This window comes from Martelella endophytica (assembly GCF_000960975.1).
Taxonomy (GTDB): Bacteria; Pseudomonadota; Alphaproteobacteria; order Rhizobiales; family Rhizobiaceae; genus Martelella; species Martelella endophytica.
Map to the genome: position 1 here is coordinate 1,251,507 of NZ_CP010803.1, position 15,398 is coordinate 1,266,904.

The 15,398-nt window shown below is 62.3% G+C and carries 16 protein-coding genes and 1 tRNA gene; 7 read left to right on the forward strand and 10 right to left on the reverse strand.

The window, feature by feature from the left end:
- Positions 1–68: 68 nt before the first annotated feature.
- The 3 genes from TM49_RS05690 to TM49_RS05700 all read right to left on the reverse strand — a co-directional run bounded on the left by TM49_RS05690 (position 69) and on the right by TM49_RS05700 (position 1,832).
- Positions 69–144: transfer RNA gene (locus tag TM49_RS05690), tRNA-Thr, on the reverse strand.
- A gap of 109 nt (positions 145–253) precedes the next feature.
- Positions 254–802, reverse strand: coding sequence for a GTP cyclohydrolase I FolE (gene folE / locus TM49_RS05695; RefSeq protein ID WP_483127879.1), 549 nt, complete (start codon positions 800–802; stop codon positions 254–256).
- Positions 803–971: 169 nt separating this feature from the next.
- The gene (locus TM49_RS05700) at positions 972–1,832 is read right to left on the reverse strand and encodes a DMT family transporter (protein WP_045679914.1); all 861 of its coding nucleotides are present in this window, start codon (positions 1,830–1,832) and stop codon (positions 972–974) included.
- Positions 1,833–1,978: 146 nt separating this feature from the next.
- On the opposite strand from TM49_RS05700, the gene TM49_RS05705 reads away from it, so the two are divergent.
- Positions 1,979–2,374, forward strand: a complete 396-nt coding sequence (locus tag TM49_RS05705) for a VOC family protein (RefSeq protein ID WP_045684821.1) — start codon at positions 1,979–1,981, stop codon at positions 2,372–2,374.
- 10 nt (positions 2,375–2,384) lie between these two features.
- Here TM49_RS05705 and TM49_RS05710 read toward each other — a convergent pair whose 3' ends face one another.
- Entirely contained in the window at positions 2,385–2,915 is a 531-nt protein-coding gene (locus TM49_RS05710) for an AAA family ATPase (RefSeq protein WP_045679915.1), read from the reverse strand.
- A gap of 10 nt (positions 2,916–2,925) precedes the next feature.
- Positions 2,926–3,291: an MliC family protein gene (locus TM49_RS05715; protein ID WP_052699723.1), complete on the reverse strand. Its 366-nt coding sequence runs from the start codon at positions 3,289–3,291 to the stop codon at positions 2,926–2,928.
- A gap of 311 nt (positions 3,292–3,602) precedes the next feature.
- Here TM49_RS05715 and TM49_RS05720 point away from each other — a divergent pair, with 311 nt between their 5' ends.
- The 4 genes from TM49_RS05720 (at position 3,603) to TM49_RS05735 (ending at position 7,806) form a co-directional block, all read left to right on the forward strand.
- Entirely contained in the window at positions 3,603–4,556 is a 954-nt protein-coding gene (locus tag TM49_RS05720) for a bifunctional enoyl-CoA hydratase/phosphate acetyltransferase (RefSeq protein ID WP_045679916.1), read from the forward strand.
- Between the two features lie 131 nt (positions 4,557–4,687).
- Positions 4,688–5,977: an Hsp70 family protein gene (locus tag TM49_RS05725; RefSeq protein WP_162484894.1), complete on the forward strand. Its 1,290-nt coding sequence runs from the start codon at positions 4,688–4,690 to the stop codon at positions 5,975–5,977.
- A 217-nt stretch (positions 5,978–6,194) separates the two neighbouring features.
- Positions 6,195–6,425 (forward strand): hypothetical protein, encoded by a 231-nt coding sequence (locus TM49_RS05730; protein WP_045679918.1) that lies wholly within the window; start codon positions 6,195–6,197, stop codon positions 6,423–6,425.
- Positions 6,426–6,507: 82 nt separating this feature from the next.
- Positions 6,508–7,806 (forward strand): hypothetical protein, encoded by a 1,299-nt coding sequence (locus TM49_RS05735; protein ID WP_144409483.1) that lies wholly within the window; start codon positions 6,508–6,510, stop codon positions 7,804–7,806.
- A gap of 100 nt (positions 7,807–7,906) precedes the next feature.
- On the opposite strand, the gene TM49_RS05740 is transcribed toward TM49_RS05735, so the two are convergent.
- The 5 genes from TM49_RS05740 to TM49_RS05760 are packed head-to-tail and all read right to left on the reverse strand — an operon-like array spanning position 7,907 to position 13,194.
- Positions 7,907–8,752 (reverse strand): dipeptide ABC transporter ATP-binding protein, encoded by an 846-nt coding sequence (locus TM49_RS05740; protein ID WP_045679920.1) that lies wholly within the window; start codon positions 8,750–8,752, stop codon positions 7,907–7,909.
- Positions 8,749–9,606, reverse strand: a complete 858-nt coding sequence (locus tag TM49_RS05745; RefSeq protein WP_052699724.1) for an ABC transporter ATP-binding protein — start codon at positions 9,604–9,606, stop codon at positions 8,749–8,751. The genes TM49_RS05740 and TM49_RS05745 overlap by 4 nt, the downstream gene beginning before the upstream one ends.
- 4 nt (positions 9,607–9,610) lie before the next feature.
- The gene (locus TM49_RS05750) at positions 9,611–10,519 is read right to left on the reverse strand and encodes an ABC transporter permease subunit (protein WP_045679921.1); all 909 of its coding nucleotides are present in this window, start codon (positions 10,517–10,519) and stop codon (positions 9,611–9,613) included.
- Positions 10,520–10,529: 10 nt separating this feature from the next.
- Complete coding sequence (locus TM49_RS05755; protein ID WP_045679922.1) at positions 10,530–11,537, reverse strand: ABC transporter permease subunit; 1,008 nt, start codon at positions 11,535–11,537, stop codon at positions 10,530–10,532.
- Positions 11,538–11,595: 58 nt separating this feature from the next.
- Positions 11,596–13,194: an ABC transporter substrate-binding protein gene (locus TM49_RS05760; protein WP_045684825.1), complete on the reverse strand. Its 1,599-nt coding sequence runs from the start codon at positions 13,192–13,194 to the stop codon at positions 11,596–11,598.
- A 462-nt stretch (positions 13,195–13,656) separates the two neighbouring features.
- Between TM49_RS05760 and TM49_RS05765 the strand changes: the two genes are divergently transcribed.
- Positions 13,657–14,175 (forward strand): NUDIX hydrolase, encoded by a 519-nt coding sequence (locus tag TM49_RS05765; protein WP_052699725.1) that lies wholly within the window; start codon positions 13,657–13,659, stop codon positions 14,173–14,175.
- Between the two features lie 61 nt (positions 14,176–14,236).
- Complete coding sequence (locus TM49_RS05770) at positions 14,237–15,130, forward strand: NUDIX hydrolase (RefSeq protein ID WP_045679923.1); 894 nt, start codon at positions 14,237–14,239, stop codon at positions 15,128–15,130.
- Positions 15,131–15,398: the final 268 nt, after the last annotated feature.

Here is a 15,398-nt window from a genome sequence, read left to right on the forward strand (position 1 = left end):
ACCGTAAACAGTGACGAACACGCTCATGCGTCGGTCGCGGTCAAGCAGAGGAAATTTCACGGAAAAGCTGGTGCCGCTTACGTGACTCGAACACGTGACCCCATCATTACGAATGATGTGCTCTACCAACTGAGCTAAAGCGGCGGAAAGCGGGATGCGCTTTCGCTGAAGGCTGTTACAGGCTCCGGCACGGTTTTTCAAGCGCCTTGGAAGCTGGCGTTCAAAAAAATGCGGGCCGCGTTCCCGCTGCCGCTCAGCTCTGGCGTTCGAGCAGGCCGAGGATTTCGGCGCGCTGGTCGCGGTCGTTGTCGTAGATGCCGCGGGTGACCAGGGTGACGGTCCTGGAGCCGTGCGCCTTGATGCCGCGCATCGCCATGCACATGTGTTCCGCCTCGACCAGCACCATCACCCCACGGGGTGCCAGCGCGTCGTTGATGGCATCGGCGATCTGGCCGGTGAGCCGTTCCTGCAGCTGCGGCCGGCGCGCCAGCGTATCGACGACGCGAGCAAGCTTGGAAAGCCCGGTCAGCCGGCCGCCGTCGGGCAGATAGGCAATATGGGCCTTGCCGAAGAACGGCAGCAGATGATGCTCGCACATCGTATGGAAGGGGATGTCCTTGACGATGACGACATCGCCGTGGCCTTCCTCGGCGAAGACCGTCTGCAGATGCGTGCGCGGGTCTTCCTCGCGGCCGGAAAACACTTCCTGATACATCTTGGCGACGCGCAGCGGGGTATCGCGCAGACCCTCGCGCGACGGATCCTCGCCGAGGGCGACAAGAATGTCGTTCACGGCCTTCATGATCGTCTGGCGCTGCTGGGCCTTGCGGTTGGCATCGCGCATTTCGGCTGGGATATCGTCCAAGTTTCACCTGTCGGCTCGGCGCGGCGCGCCCGTTTCGGCGGCGTTGGCCGCGTGCATGCATATGAGACAATCTGCGCCAATGTTCAAGTGAAGAGGTCGGCTCTGCCTATTCGCGGGCCGAAAGCGCGCAGGCCATGATGATCAGCGCGGCGCCGAAAAGCGTCGGCAGCGTCGGGAGTTCGGCGAAGAAGATGTAGCCGTAGAGCCCGGCCCAGACGAGTGACGAATAGTCGATGACGGCATAGAGCGAGACCGGTATGCGGGCAAGGCCGGCGATCAGGAAGATGAAGCCGACCGCGCCGCAAAGCCCGATCAGCGTAATCTGGACGGAAAGGTGAGCCGGCGGCGCCTGCCACACGGAAAGGGCCATCGGCAGCGAGAATAGTGCCGCAAACATAGCCTGCATCAGGCTCAGCACGGCTGGATGATCGCTGGTCGAATTCTGCTTCATCGCGATCGCCGCCAGCGCATAGATGACCGGGGCGAGAAGGCCGGCGGCAATCGCAAGCGGGGCGACCGGCGGGCCGGCAAGCCCGGTACCGCGCGTGAGGACGATGATGGCGGAGCCGGCAAACGCCAGCACAATCGCCGCGACCAGATGACGTCCGGGACGTTCTTTCAAAAGCAGCGTGCCGAGCACAGCCATGTAGATCGGGCCGGTCATGGCGAGCGCCAGCGCCATCACCAGCGGCATGCCGGCAAGCCCGTAGAAGAAGCTGCTGGCCGTCGCTGCCGCCAGGAAGCCGCGCAGCGCATGCGCCCTCAGGTATCCGCGTTTCGGCCACTGCCGCACGTAAAGCGCCACGAACAGCGCCAGAAACAGCGAGGCGACGGTGTAGCGCAGGAAAACGACCTGAAAGCTCGAGAGCTCCGCGCCCAGCGCCTTGGCGAGCGCGTCGACGCCGGAAAGCGTTGCGACCGCGGCGACACACAGCCCGATACCCGATGAACGGCTCAATGCCACCATGATGACTGCCTCTCCCCGAAACTAGCTTCCGGCGATAGCGGCGGGCGTGCCGCGGGTCAAGGCTGATGTGGCGGAAGGACGCTTTGCCTGGCGACGGCGATCGCGTAGGGTCGCCTGCCGATGAACCGAACGAGGAAACCGCCGCCATGGCCAAGATGATCCACACGATGATCCGGGTGCTGGATGAAACCCGCTCCGCCGATTTCTACAAGCTGCTGTTTGGCCTGGAAGTGGTCGATCGCTATCCCTTCGATGGCTTCACGCTTGTCTATCTCGCCAATGCCGAGACCGGTTTCGAGCTGGAGTTCACCGTCAACGCGGGTCGCGAGGCGGCCTATGACCTTGGCGATGGCTATGGCCATCTGGCGGTGTCGGTCGAGGATGTTGCCGCCGAGCACCAGCGTCTCATCGATCTCGGCATACCGGTCGGAAAGCTCGTCTCGATGGAGCGGGAAGGCGCCGTGTTCGCCCGCTTCTTCTTCGTCACGGATCCGGACGGCTACAAGATCGAGGTGCTGCAGCGCGGCGGCCGGTTCCAGTGAAGCTTCCGGCTCAGGCGCCAAGCGCGGTCAGCACGAAATCGGCGCGGGCCGCGACATCCGTCTTCGGCAACACCACCGGGCTGTAGCCAAGGCGCGGGTAGAAGGCCATCAGCCGCTCGTATTCGGCGATCCCGTCCTCCAGCCCGTGCCTGCGTTCGGGATCGTTGCGATAGATCGCGGGCCAGGGCGGCGTCATGAAGACCTGCCGGTTGAACCGGCAGGTGAGCGCTTCGCGCGGCAGCGTCGCGTTGCCGGTCGCATGGGCAAGCCCGGCGATGGCATCGAGAAGGCCGCGATCGAAGAAGACGAGGCCGGTTTGCGCACACATCGCTTTCCGGTCGGCGAGCGCCATTTCGATGGCACGGCGGGCAAAGGCGGCCATATCCACCCAGGGCAGGGTGGCGCCGTCGCCGGCAAGCGCCTCGGCGACGATCCGCCGCCCCGGCTCTTCCACGATCAGGTGGCCGCGCCGGCCGAGTTCGGCAAGCAGCGTCGACTTGCCGCCGCCGGAACAGCCGGAAAGGATGACGAAATTGCGCAAGGCTGCGTCTCTAGGGGGTGGTGGTCTTGCAGGCGATGCCTGGATCGTCGGGGCCCTTGAAGCTGTCGTAAAGCGTTGCCGTATCGCCCTTGACCCACCAGATATAAGGCCCGGCGGCATAGCGTGCGCCGGAGCCGGAGATGACCTCGCTTGCGACCGCGAACTGCTCTTGCCAGGCAAGCGTTGCCAGGGAAACGTCGCCGCTGTTGATATAGTGTGCCTCAAGCGTGAAGTCGCCGCAGTCATAGGTGGCGTCGATATCGCCGACTTCGGTCTCTCCCGGCAGCGTGATCTCGATCGTCGAAGCCAGCGCCGGCTGCACTGCGCCAAGCCCCATTGTTGCTGCCACGGCCAGCATCCGGTATTTCGCGCGCATCAAACCACCTCCTGTCATGCAATTTATCCGCTTCCGGGCTATGCTTTCGGCCACGGACATGTTGAAACCTTTCACGCAAACGCGCCCAAACCTTGGCAGATGAGTTGATCTTGCTCAAGGTCGCAGGAAAAACTTAGCCTTAAGTCGTAGGTCAACTTCGAAAGCCGCGCTCCGGCGGCCTTCCCAAACCCTGAAAGGGCGAAAAGCGAGAGATGGCAAGACCCTTCCGTCCGCAGGCCCGGCCTGTGTCCGGCGCTGCGGCCAGGCCTCCCCGCCAAGCCCATACGTTATGAACCAAGGAGTTCCAGACAATGGCCGAAAAATTCGACGTCGCCGGCTTCAACAAGAATTTCATCGAGCGCGCAGCGCAGAAGCCCGCCATCGCCACCGCCGTTGTTCACCCCTGCAGCCGTGATGCGCTTCTGGGCGCCGTCGAGGCGGCCCATGAAAACCTGATCGTGCCGATCCTGGTCGGCCCCGAGGCCAAGATCCGGGCGATCGCCGACGAGCACGGCATCGACATTTCCGATTACAAGATCGTCGATACCCCGCACAGCCATGCCTCCGCGGCCCAGGCCGTGGCGCTTGCCAGCAAGGGCGAGGCCGAGGCGCTGATGAAGGGCAGCCTGCACACCGACGAATACATGGGCGCGGTGCTGAAGAAGGATGCCGGCCTCAGGACCGGCCGGCGCATCAGCCACGTCTTCGCCATGGTCGACCCGGAATATCCGAAGCCGTTTTTCATCACCGACGCGGCGATGAACATCAAGCCGGACCTCGCCACCAAGGTCGATATCGCCCAGAACGCCATCGACCTGATGCGGGCGATTTCCGACGTCGACATCATTCCGAAGGTGGCCGTGCTTTCGGCCGTGGAAACCGTCAATCCGGCGATCCAGTCGACCATCGACGCCGCCTGCCTGTCGAAGATGGCCGATCGCGGCCAGATCACCAATGCGATCGTCGATGGCCCGCTTGCCTTCGACAACGCGATCAGCCTTGAGGCCGCGAAGATCAAGGGCATCACCTCCAGAGTTTCGGGCGATGCCGACATCCTGCTGACGCCCGATCTCGAATCCGGCAACATGCTGGCCAAGCAGTTGGTCCTGCTCGGCGGCGCCACCTCTTCGGGCATCATCATCGGCGCACGCATTCCGATCATCCTGACCAGCCGCGCCGATGGCCCGGAAGCCCGCATCGGCTCCTGCGCGATCGCGGCACTGATGGCCGATGCCCGCCGTAACGGACGCATGCCGGCGCTTTGAAGCGACCTGCGTCCGAAAGAAGCCGCCGCAGCCTTTTGCGGCGGCTTTTTTGTGCGCCGCGCGTGGAAGCCGGGTTGCTTTCGGGCTTCAGGGGCGTATAAACGCCGCCCTTCCACACCTCAAAGGACGGCATCATGACCGCGCTCGGCCTCGACTTCGGTACGACCAATACCGTGATCGCAATTCCCGGCAAGACCGAGGGCGAGACCCGGTCTCTCACCTTCGAAAGCCGCGCGGGCGTGACCGACACGATGCGCACCTGTCTTTCCTTCATGAAGGACCGCCAGGCTGCCGTCGGCGCGCCGCTTCTGACGGAGGCCGGTGCGGCCGCGATCAGAATCCTCATCGATCATCCCGGCGAGTGCCGTTTCCTGCAGTCGATCAAGACCTATGCGGCGAGCCCGCTTTTCAGGGAAACCGCCGTGCTCGGCCGGCGCCACACCTTCGCCGACCTGATGGCCGTGTTCCTGGAAAAGCTGATGACCTATGCCGGCGAGGGCTGGCCGACCGAGGTCTCCCGTGTCGTCGCGGGCCGGCCGGTGCGCTTCGCCGGCATCGGCGCGGATGAGGATCTGGCGCTCGAACGCTATAACGAGGCGCTGTCGCGCTTCGGCTTTCCCGAAATCCGCTTCGTGCTGGAGCCGGTGGCGGCGGCCTGGTATTTCGCCGAGCGCCTGAAAAGCGATGCCAATGTGTTGGTCGCCGATTTCGGCGGCGGCACAACGGACTATTCGATCATCCGGTTTTCCAGAACGGAGGGCAGGCTTGAAGCCGAGCCGCTCTCCCATTCCGGCGTCGGCGTTGCTGGCGACATGTTCGACTACCGCATCATCGACAATGTGGTGAGCCCGATGATCGGCAAGGGCACGCATTACAAAAGCTTTGGCAAGACGCTCGACGTGCCGTCGAACTACTATGCCAATTTCGGCCGCTGGAGCCAGCTCTCGATCTTCAAGACCACTCGCGACTTTACAGACCTGAAGAGCCTGGTGCGCGATGCGACCGATCCGGATGCGCTGGAGCTTTTCATCGAACTGATCGAAAACGACGAGGGCTACCCGCTTTACGAGGCCGTCTCGGCCACCAAGCGGGCGCTGTCGGAGGCAGACGAGGCCGAGTTCTTCTTCGCGCCGCTTGGCCGCGACAGTCGCCGCACCATCCGCCGTGGCGATTTCGAGGGCTGGATTGCCGGTGAACTCGGCCAGATGGAGGCCGCCCTCGACGAGGCGATCGAAGGCGCCGGGCTGCAACCCGCTGAAATCGACAAGGTGTTCCTCACCGGCGGCACCTCGTTCGTGCCGGCGGTGCGAAAAATCTTCGAGAACCGGTTTTCCGATATCGAGACCGGCGGCGAACTCCTGTCGATCGCCCATGGGCTGGCGCTGATCGGTTCGGGCGAGGCGTTTCCGCGAGAGGTATAGGCTCTTCTGCTGGCCGGGTATGCGTTCATTGTTGTCGTGTCCCCCCTTCTTTCGATTCTTCGCGTAGGGGCGCTGGCCAATCTTGCAGGTTTGAATTTGGCGCGGGATCCGTTTACAAGTATTATACTAAACTATCCTGTAAAAAATAAATATTACTAGTTCTATTGTCTCCTGAAATACAACCTTTACGTTAGTTTTATCAACAGTGGAGGTTGTAATGAAGTTAAATCTTGAATTCGCGGATGGTGACATCGCCGCTATCGCCGAGCATGCGAGCAAAGAGCTTACGGAAAACCCCGAATTTGCGAGCCTGAATTTCTGCTCAATCTGGCCGCAGGCCAAAAGCATGCTGCAATTGCTTGCAGGTTTCTTGCCGTTTCCGGCGAGCACGGCGATCAACATCGTTATCAACATCGGCGACGGTGTCTATGCAAGTACCTGCAAGTAAAAATCCAGGAAGAGCTTTCAATTCACTTTTGTCGATGACGGAGAACCAGGACTTCTCCGTCTGCTTCAGATCGGAGGGTAGGATGTCAAGACGATCATTCCAGGCGCAACAGGACCGCAGACGAGCTCAGAAAAGGGTTCTGGGTGGCAGCACATATTCTTTTCTTTTGGCCCTGGGGCTTGCGGCGGCGATGCCGGTTGGTGTGCGCGCCGGCTGTTTTGAGGACAACAGTACAACGCTTTCCAGCACCGTTTACTGGAACGGTGAGGAAGAGATCGAGGGGCGCGTCAATGGTGGCGACGGCGAGTGGAACCTGTCAAAGTCGAACTGGACCGACGAATGCGGTAGCACGCAGCGCACCTGGGACGGCTCGATCTTCAGGGGCATTTTCAACACCGTAAAAGGCAATGTGCTTATCACAGAGCCTGTTCCCTTTCACATTCTCGAGTTCAGTGACGTGCAGGGATATGTCATTGGTGGCGAGAGTCTGCAGATGCGGCGGGCAGACCGATACGCCACAATTGTCGTCGATTCCGGTCTGTTCGCGCAGATCAACGCCAATATCGAGAACGATCCGATCCAGCCAAGGTTCGGGCCTGATCTGATGGTAATGGGCGGCGGCCAACTGACCCTGGTCGGCAAGAAGACCTTTACCGGCGAAACGATCGTTTACGAGGACACGGCCCTGAGCCTCGGGACGTCTTTACATTCCGGCAGCGTGGCCGGCGATATCCAGCTCATGGCCGGCGCGAAACTCGAGGTATCGTCCCTGAGGGAAGCGACATTCGACAATAAGGTCAGCAGCGAGGACTCCAGCGCCGAGATCCGATTCAAGGGCGGTGGCACCGTCTATTTCAATGGAGATGCCTCCGGGTTCAGCGGCACCACCACGAGCACAAGCAGCATCAATGTCACGTCCACCCTCGGCGGTGGTCTGCGGATGGAGTCATCAATTCAGGCAAGCCAGACATTTTCTCCCACGCTCTCCGGAAACGGAACGATCGGAAGCTATGGCGCGAAAGTGTCCATCGAAGATGGCACGATTTCGCCGGGCAACATCACCACTGGCGTTGCGCCCTTCTTCGGGACGCTGAATATCAAAGGCGATCTCGTTCTCACCGAGAAGTCGACTCTGACGCTGTCGCTTTCGACGCCCGATACAACGCAGAACGATATGATATCTGTGACCGGAAGCGTGAGGCAACTCCCAGGCACGATCAGGGTGCCGGGCATGCCCAGCCGTGGCATTTACAAGGTCATGGTCTTTCAGAATGAGGATTTCGTGCCCCTCGGCGCCACGAAGTTCATTCCGGATGAGGGAGACCCCAACGAGTATACGCTCCTTCCCGGAAAGGAAGAGCTCTATATCTGGGCGCACTGACCGCAGAGCGTCTTGATCTGGAGCGATGCCGATCAATGACAACAGCCCCACAACCGGCGCCTTGGCCGATCGTGGGGCTGGCTGGCATCTTAACGCGCTCTCAGTTCCCCGCCGCCATCTTCGCCTGCTTTGCCGCAAGCCGGGCCCGGATGTGGTCAACATCGGCGCGGGGGGTCGCCTTGAACAGGGTCTGCGTATAGTCGTGCTGCGGGTCGGTGAACACCTGATCGCGGCTGCCGCGTTCGACGACCTCGCCGAAATACATCACCATGATCTCGTCGCAGATATAGCGCACTACCGAAAGGTCGTGGGAGACGAAGATATAGGTGAGGTTGAATTCGTCCTGCAGGTCGGCGAGCAGGTTCAGGATCTGCGCCTGCACCGAGAGATCGAGCGCTGAGACCGGTTCATCGAGAACCAGCAGGCTCGGATTGAGGATCAGCGCGCGGGCGATCGCGATGCGCTGGCGCTGGCCGCCGGAGAACATGTGCGGGTAGCGCTCGAAATGCTCCGGCCCGAGACCCACCTTCTTCAACAGGTCATGCGCCTTGGCGCGCCGGTCCTCGGCGGTGTCGTCGGTATTGAGCAGCAGCGGCTCCATCAGCACGTCGCCGATCTTCTGGCGCGGGTTCAGCGAACCGTACGGGTTCTGGAACACGATCTGCACCTTGCGGCGCATCTCGGGCGTCGGGCGATGCTTCGAGATGTCGATCGCCTTGCCGCCGATCTGCAGTTCGCCCTCGGTCTGCGCGTCGATCATGGTGATGATGCGGGCAAGGGTGGACTTGCCGCAGCCCGATTCACCGACCAGCGCCAGCGTCTTGCCGCGCTCGACGGCAAAGTCGACGCCCTTCAGCGCCCTGACTGTGCGGGGCTTGCCGAACATGCCGCCCGGCACGATGTAGTCGCGGACGATGTTCTTTCCCTCAGCGACGATCTCGCTCATGCGGCACCTCCCGTAAAGTCGGCCGAATAGTCGATGGTCGGCAGCCGGTCGCCGGTGGCGTTTTCCGGCAGGGCCGAAAGCAGCGCCCTGGTATAGGCATGCTTCGGGTTTTCGAAGAGGGTCAGGACGTCGGATTCTTCCATCTTGCGGCCCTTGTACTGCACCACCACACGGTCGGCTGTCTCGGCGACCACGCCCATGTCGTGGGTGATCATGATCATCGCCATGCCGGTCTCTTCCTGGAGCTTGGCCAGCAGTTCGAGGATCTGTTTCTGGATCGTCACGTCGAGCGCCGTGGTCGGCTCGTCGGCGATCAGCAGCTTCGGCGAGCAGGCCATGGCGATCGCGATCATGATGCGCTGGCACTGGCCGCCCGACATCTGGTGCGGATAGGCCTTCAGTCGGTCTTCCGGATTCGGCAGGCCGACGGCCTGAAGCAGTTCGACGGCGCGGGCGTGGCGGGCCTTGCGGTCGAGGTTGGTGTGCTGCTTCAGCACTTCCTCGATCTGGAAGCCGGCGGTGAAGCACGGATTGAGGCTGGCGATCGGCTCCTGGAAGATCATCGAGATGTCCTTGCCGATGATCCTGCGGCGCGCCTTCGGCGAGAGGCTGGCGATATCGCGGCCCTCGAAGGTGATGCTGTCGGCGGTCACCGTTGCCGTTGGCGGCAGAAGCCCCATCACGGCGAGCATGGCGACCGACTTGCCCGAACCGCTCTCGCCGACAATGGCGAGCACCTCACCGCGGTGAATGCGGTAGGAGGCGTTGTAGAGCACGGTCGACTGGCCGGCGGCGGTCGGAAACGAGACCGAAAGGTTCTGGACGTCGAGGAGCGGTTCCATCTGCTTTTCCATGGGCTCAGCTCCGCTTCAGCTTGGGATCGAGCGCATCGCGCAACCCGTCGCCGACGAGATTGATCGCCAGCACGGTGATCAGGATGGCAAGACCGGGGAAGGTGACGACCCACCAGGCCGACAGGATGAACTCGCGGGCCTCCGCCAGCATCGTGCCCCATTCCGGTGTCGGCGGCTGGGCGCCCATGCCGAGGAAGCCGAGCGCCGCGGCGTTCAGGATCGCATCCGAGAAGGACAGCGTACCCTGAACGATCAGCGGCGACAGGCAGTTCGGCAGGATGGTCTTGAACATCAGCCGTCCGTTGCGCGCACCGGCGACGCGGGCCGAAATCACATATTCGCGGCGGGATTCGCCCATCACCGCGGCACGGGTCAGCCGCGCGAAATGCGGCTGCAGCACCAGTGCGATGGCGAGCATGGCGTTGACGAGGCCGGGACCGAGCACGGCCACCAGCACCAGCGCCAGAAGCAGCGGCGGGAAGGCGAGGATGACGTCCATGACGCGCATGATCGCGACATCCACCCAGCCGCGGAAGTAGCCGGCGAGCAGGCCGAGCACGATGCCGAAGACCAGTGCGATGGTGACGACGACGAGGCCGATCAGCAGCGAATAGCGCGAGCCGTAGATCAACCGCGAGAGCATGTCGCGGCCGACGGCATCGGTGCCGAGCAGATAGGTGGCCGTGCCTTTCGCCTCCCAGACCGGCGGGGTGAGCCGCATGGCGACGTTCTGGGCATTGGGGTCATGCGGCGCGAGGAAGGGCGCGAAAATCGCGATCAGCACGAGCACGACGATGATAGCAAGGCCGATGACGGCGCCCTTGCTCCGGCTGAAATAGTGCCAGAACTCGGCGATCATCTGCAGGCGGACCCGTTTGCGCTGGGCCGCGGCGACGGAGACTTGGTCGGTCATGGCGGTCCTCCTATTGGTGGCGAATGCGCGGGTTGATGAGGCCATAGGCCAGGTCGACCAGAAGGTTGACCAGCATGACGAGGCCGGCGATCAGCACCAGACCGCCCTGGACCACGGGATAGTCGCGGCGCGAGATCGAATCGATCATCCACTTGCCGATGCCCGGCCAGGAAAAGATCGTCTCCGTCAGGATCGCGCCCGCCATCAGCATGCCGACCTGAAGGCCGATCGTGGTAATGACCGGGATCAGCGCATTGCGGAGCGCATGAAGCCCGATAACCCGGCCGCCGGAAAGCCCCTTGGCACGGGCAGTGCGGACATAGTCCTCGCCCATCACCTCGAGCATCGCCGAGCGCGTCTGCCGCGCGATCACGGCAAGCGGAATGGTGGCGAGCACGACCGATGGCAGGATGAGATGCGACAGCGCCGAGGAGAACGCGCCCTTCTGCCCCGACAGCAGCGAATCGATGGTCATGAAGCCGGTGACGGAGGGGAAATAATAGAGCAGCGAGATGCGGCCCGAGACCGGCGTCCAACCAAGAATGCCGGAAAACAGGATGATGAGCAGCAGGCCCCACCAGAAGATCGGCATCGAATAGCCGGTCAGCGCCACGCCCATGGCGGCCTGATCGAACCACGAGCCACGTTTGACGGCGGCGAGCACGCCCGCGGGCAGGCCGATGACGATCGCGATGATCATCGCGCAGATCGACAGTTCCGCCGTCGCGGGGAACCGCGCCAGGAACTCGGTCAGAACGGGCTGCTTGGTGGAGAGCGAAATGCCGAAATCGCCGTGCAGCAGATCCCAGACATAGGAGAGATACTGGACGACGAGCGGCTTGTCGTAGCCGAACTGGTGCACCAGTTCCTGATATCGCTCGGGGCTGATGCCGTGTTCGCCGGCCATGAGGAGGATCGGATCACCCGGCAGCACGCGGACAAAGCCGAAGGCGACGATGGTGATACCGATAAAGGTCGGCACGATCAGCAGGAGCTTGCCGAGAACAAATTTGATCATGAAGATGTCCTGGAATGGAAGAGGGCCGCATTTCCGGCCCTCTTCTCTGTCTCAAGCCTTATTCGGCGATGTCGACACCGTCGAAGCGGTGGTAGCCGAGCGGGTCGATGACGAAGTTCTCGACCTTGGTCGACATCGGCACGAATACCGTCGAGTGGGCGATGGTGGCCCACGGCGCCTGTTCCTTGAAGATGACCTGGGCCTCTTCGTAGAGCTTGGTGCGCTCCGCCTGATCGGAGGTGATCTTTGCCTTCTGGATCAGGTCCTCATAGGGCTGATAGCAGAATTCCGCGACGTTGGAAGAGGTGCCGACGGCATCGCAGCCAAGCAGCGTGGCAAGGAAGTTGTCCGGATCGCCGTTGTCGCCGGTCCAGCCAAGCAGGACGGCGCCGTCGTGGTCCTTTTCACCCGAACGGGCAAGATATTCGCCCCATTCGTAGGAGACGATCTCGACCTTGACGCCGATCTTGGCGAGGTCGGACTGCATCAGCTCGGCCATGCGGCGGGCGTTCGGGTTATACGGACGCTGCACCGGCATTGCCCAGATCTTCATCGAAAGATCGGTGACGCCAGCGTCTTCCAGCATCTTCTTGGCCGCTTCCGGATCGTAGGGGTCGTCCTGGACCGCGTCGTTATACGACCACATCGTCGGCGGGATCGGGTTCTTGGCGACCTGGCCGGTGCCCTGGAACACGGCGTCGATGATGGCCTGCTTGTCGATCGCCATGTTGAGGGCCTTGCGGACCTCGACCTTGTCGAAGGGCGGCTGGATCGTGTTGTAGGCGAGATAGCCGATGTTCAGGCCGGCGCTTTCCTCGACCTTCAGGCTGTCGTTGGCCTTCAGCGATTCGACATCAGCCGGCGACGGGTACGGCATGATCTGGCATTCGCCGGCCTGCAGCTTCTGCACGCGCACCGAGGCATCGGTGGTGATGGCGAAGACGAGGTCGTCGATCGGCTGCTTGCCGTTCCAGTAGTCGGCGAAGGCCTTGTAGCGGATCACGGCGTCCTGCTGGTAGGCGACGAACTGGAACGGGCCGGTGCCGACGGGCTTCTGGTTGAACTGTTCCTTGGTGCCGGCTTCGGCGAGCTGGTCGGCATATTCCTTGGAAACGATCGAGGCGAAGTCCATGGCGAGGTCGGCGATGAACGGCGCTTCCGGATGGGTCAGGGTGAACTTGACGGTCATGTCGTCCACCTTCTCGACGCTCGAGATGAGGCTCGGGAAGCTCATCGCGTCGAAATATTCCCAGGAAATGCCGGGCGCGTAGGCGTACCACTCATTGTCCTTGTCGAGCTGGCGCTCGAACGAGAACACGACGTCGTCAGCGTTCAGTTCACGCGTCGGCGTGAAGAAATCGGTGGTCTGGAACTTGACGCCCGGACGCAGATGGAAGGTGTATTCCAGGCCGTCATCGGAAACGTCGTAGCTCTCGGCAAGGCCGGGCTCGGTTTCGGTCGAGCCGTGCTTGAATTCGACCAGGCGGTTGAAGACGGTACGCGAAGATGCGTCGAAGGTGGTGCCGCTGGTATAGGCGGACGGATCGAAGCCTTCCGGCGAACCTTCGGAGCAGTAAACCAGCGTCTTGGCGCTGGCCGCACCGCCAAGCGCGACGAAGAAGCTCGTGGCAAGAGCCAAAGCCTTCAGTTTTTTCATCATTTTCCCCTTGTTGAAAATCCGGGCCGGCCGGCACTCGCTCCGACCGATGACTTACCCGGGTGTTGCGGCGGCAGCCCGGCCTCGAAGCACGGATCACCGTCGCGTAACAACCATGCCATGACGCGCGCGATCCTCTTCGAGTTCGCAGAACGTCGATTGGTACCTTTCATGCACGCCTGCTCCCAACCGCAGGTGCCACACTTTGGGCGAGACTATCGTTTTTTTTTGACCGCGCAATCAAAAAGCGCTTGTGCGACCAAATTGAACAGGCAGCAAGACCCTGAATTATCAGCCTAAATCTACCAAACATATGAAATTGCAAAAAAACTGACCGACGTCACGCAATTCTGTTTCGAAAACCATGGGCCGGGCTTTAGGATGATTGCTTTCCACAGCTGCGACGCGGTCGGCCTCAGGATACCGCAAACATGCGTTGCATCAATTCAAGAGGGCAGGCGCATGCAGCGTTCAACCGATATCAAGACGCTGATTGTAACCTATGACGCCCGATATGGAACCCGCTACGCCGATTTCGTCGCATCGCCGCGAGACTACACCAGCCGCCACACCTATCCCGTTCATGTGACGGCTTCGCTGTTTCCGTTTTCGGCGGATCTCCTCGAGACGGTCTTCATCCATCACCGGGCAACCGGCAGGTGGTTCCAGCCGGGCGGCCATGTCGATGCCGGCGAGACGTTGCAGCAGGCCGCCCGCCGCGAATGTCTGGAGGAGACGGGGCTCGTTGCAGCCCTTGCCGATGACGCGGCGCCCGTCAGCATCGATCTTCATCGTATTCCGGAAAACCCGCGGAAGGGTGAGCCGGAGCATTACCATCTCGACATCCGTTTCGCAGCGGTGGTTTCCGGCGCGCTGTCGCCCGATCTTGCCGAGGTGCATGCGGCGCGCTGGTTGCCGGCGGCAGAGGTCGACATGATTGACGAGCGGGTGCGGCCGCGGCTGGCCTCGGTGCTCGGCTGAACTTGGCGATCCGCGCAATTGATGCTACCGCGCTTGTCAGTGACCACGCGGGACAACATTCTTGGCCGAGTCTCTCGCCCATGCCGAACTGATTGCCGTGCTGACGGCGCTGACCGATGACGCGCCGCGGGTGATGACCGTGCGCATGGGGGCAGCGCTGCCTTCCGGCCCGTTCGAAAGCGGCCATCCGACCTTGCAGACTGGGCTGCGCTCCTGGGTCGAGAGCCAGACCGGCCATCCGGTCGGCTATCTCGAGCAGCTCTATACCTTTGCCGACCGCGATCGCGGCATCGACACCCGCACCATCTCGATCAGCTATCTCGGTCTTGTGCGCGAGCAGTCGCCGCCGGGATCGGGCGGGCCGCTCTGGAAGGACTGGTACACCTATTTCCCATGGGAGGATCTGCGCGCCGGACGGCCGGAAATCCTCGATCAGGTCACCGACATGCTGACCCAATGGGCGATGAGCGAGCGTCCCGGCCGGGCCGAGCGCCGCCACCGTCTCGACTTCGCCTTCGGGCTCAATGGGATGGTGTGGAACGAGGAGCTTGTGCTGCAGCGCTTCGAGCTGATGCACGAAGCGGGGCTGATTGCCGAGGCAGGGCTGGCGCCGGCCTTCTGGTTCGGTCGGCCGATGGCGGCGGACCATCGCCGCATCCTTGCGACCGGCATTGCCAGGCTGCGGTCCAAGATCAAGTATCGTCCGGTGCTCTTCGAGCTGATGCCCGAAAGCTTCACGCTGCTGCAGCTGCAAAAGGGTGTCGAGGCGCTGGCCGGGCTGAGGCTGCACAAGCCCAACTTCCGCCGCCAGATCGACCAGCAGCAACTGATCGAGGAGACCGGCGAGACCTCCGCCAAGGCCGGCGGCCGCCCGGCCAAGCTGTTCCGCTATCGCCACGCGATTGTCGAAGAGCGGGCGTTGTCGGGGTCACGGTTCCCGGTGGCGCGGACTTAGGGGCGCGCGACCTAGGCATCGGTGGATGTGGGTGGGCCAGCGCCTTTGGCCCGCCGCAAGGCCTCCACCTTCTCGCCCCGGAGGGGAGAGATGCCCCGAAAGGGGCAGTGAGGGGCGAGTCTTTCCAGGCGAGCGCCCTCGACAAAGGAAATAATGCATCACTGTCACTGTCACTGTGGCTGTCGCGGCCTCTTTCCCGCTATTGGGTCGGAGTAGATAGAGCACTTCGCGATGTCGCATGCGACCTCTCCGCTGTGCCATTTGACAT

Coding starts and splice junctions, on each gene's coding strand:
- TM49_RS05700 (WP_045679914.1), bottom strand. CDS start 1,832: ATGGTGGCATTGAGCCGTTCATCGGGTATCGGGCTGTGTGTCGCCGCG.
- TM49_RS05745 (WP_052699724.1), bottom strand. CDS start 9,606: ATGGAAAAGCAGATGGAACCGCTCCTCGACGTCCAGAACCTTTCGGTC.
- TM49_RS05760 (WP_045684825.1), bottom strand. CDS start 13,194: ATGAAAAAACTGAAGGCTTTGGCTCTTGCCACGAGCTTCTTCGTCGCG.
- TM49_RS05730 (WP_045679918.1), top strand. CDS start 6,195: ATGAAGTTAAATCTTGAATTCGCGGATGGTGACATCGCCGCTATCGCC.
- TM49_RS05750 (WP_045679921.1), bottom strand. CDS start 10,519: ATGACCGACCAAGTCTCCGTCGCCGCGGCCCAGCGCAAACGGGTCCGC.
- TM49_RS05705 (WP_045684821.1), top strand. CDS start 1,979: ATGGCCAAGATGATCCACACGATGATCCGGGTGCTGGATGAAACCCGC.
- TM49_RS05720 (WP_045679916.1), top strand. CDS start 3,603: ATGGCCGAAAAATTCGACGTCGCCGGCTTCAACAAGAATTTCATCGAG.
- TM49_RS05755 (WP_045679922.1), bottom strand. CDS start 11,537: ATGATCAAATTTGTTCTCGGCAAGCTCCTGCTGATCGTGCCGACCTTT.
- TM49_RS05765 (WP_052699725.1), top strand. CDS start 13,657: ATGCAGCGTTCAACCGATATCAAGACGCTGATTGTAACCTATGACGCC.
- TM49_RS05735 (WP_144409483.1), top strand. CDS start 6,508: ATGTCAAGACGATCATTCCAGGCGCAACAGGACCGCAGACGAGCTCAG.
- TM49_RS05740 (WP_045679920.1), bottom strand. CDS start 8,752: ATGAGCGAGATCGTCGCTGAGGGAAAGAACATCGTCCGCGACTACATC.
- folE (WP_483127879.1), bottom strand. CDS start 802: ATGAAGGCCGTGAACGACATTCTTGTCGCCCTCGGCGAGGATCCGTCG.
- TM49_RS05715 (WP_052699723.1), bottom strand. CDS start 3,291: ATGCGCGCGAAATACCGGATGCTGGCCGTGGCAGCAACAATGGGGCTT.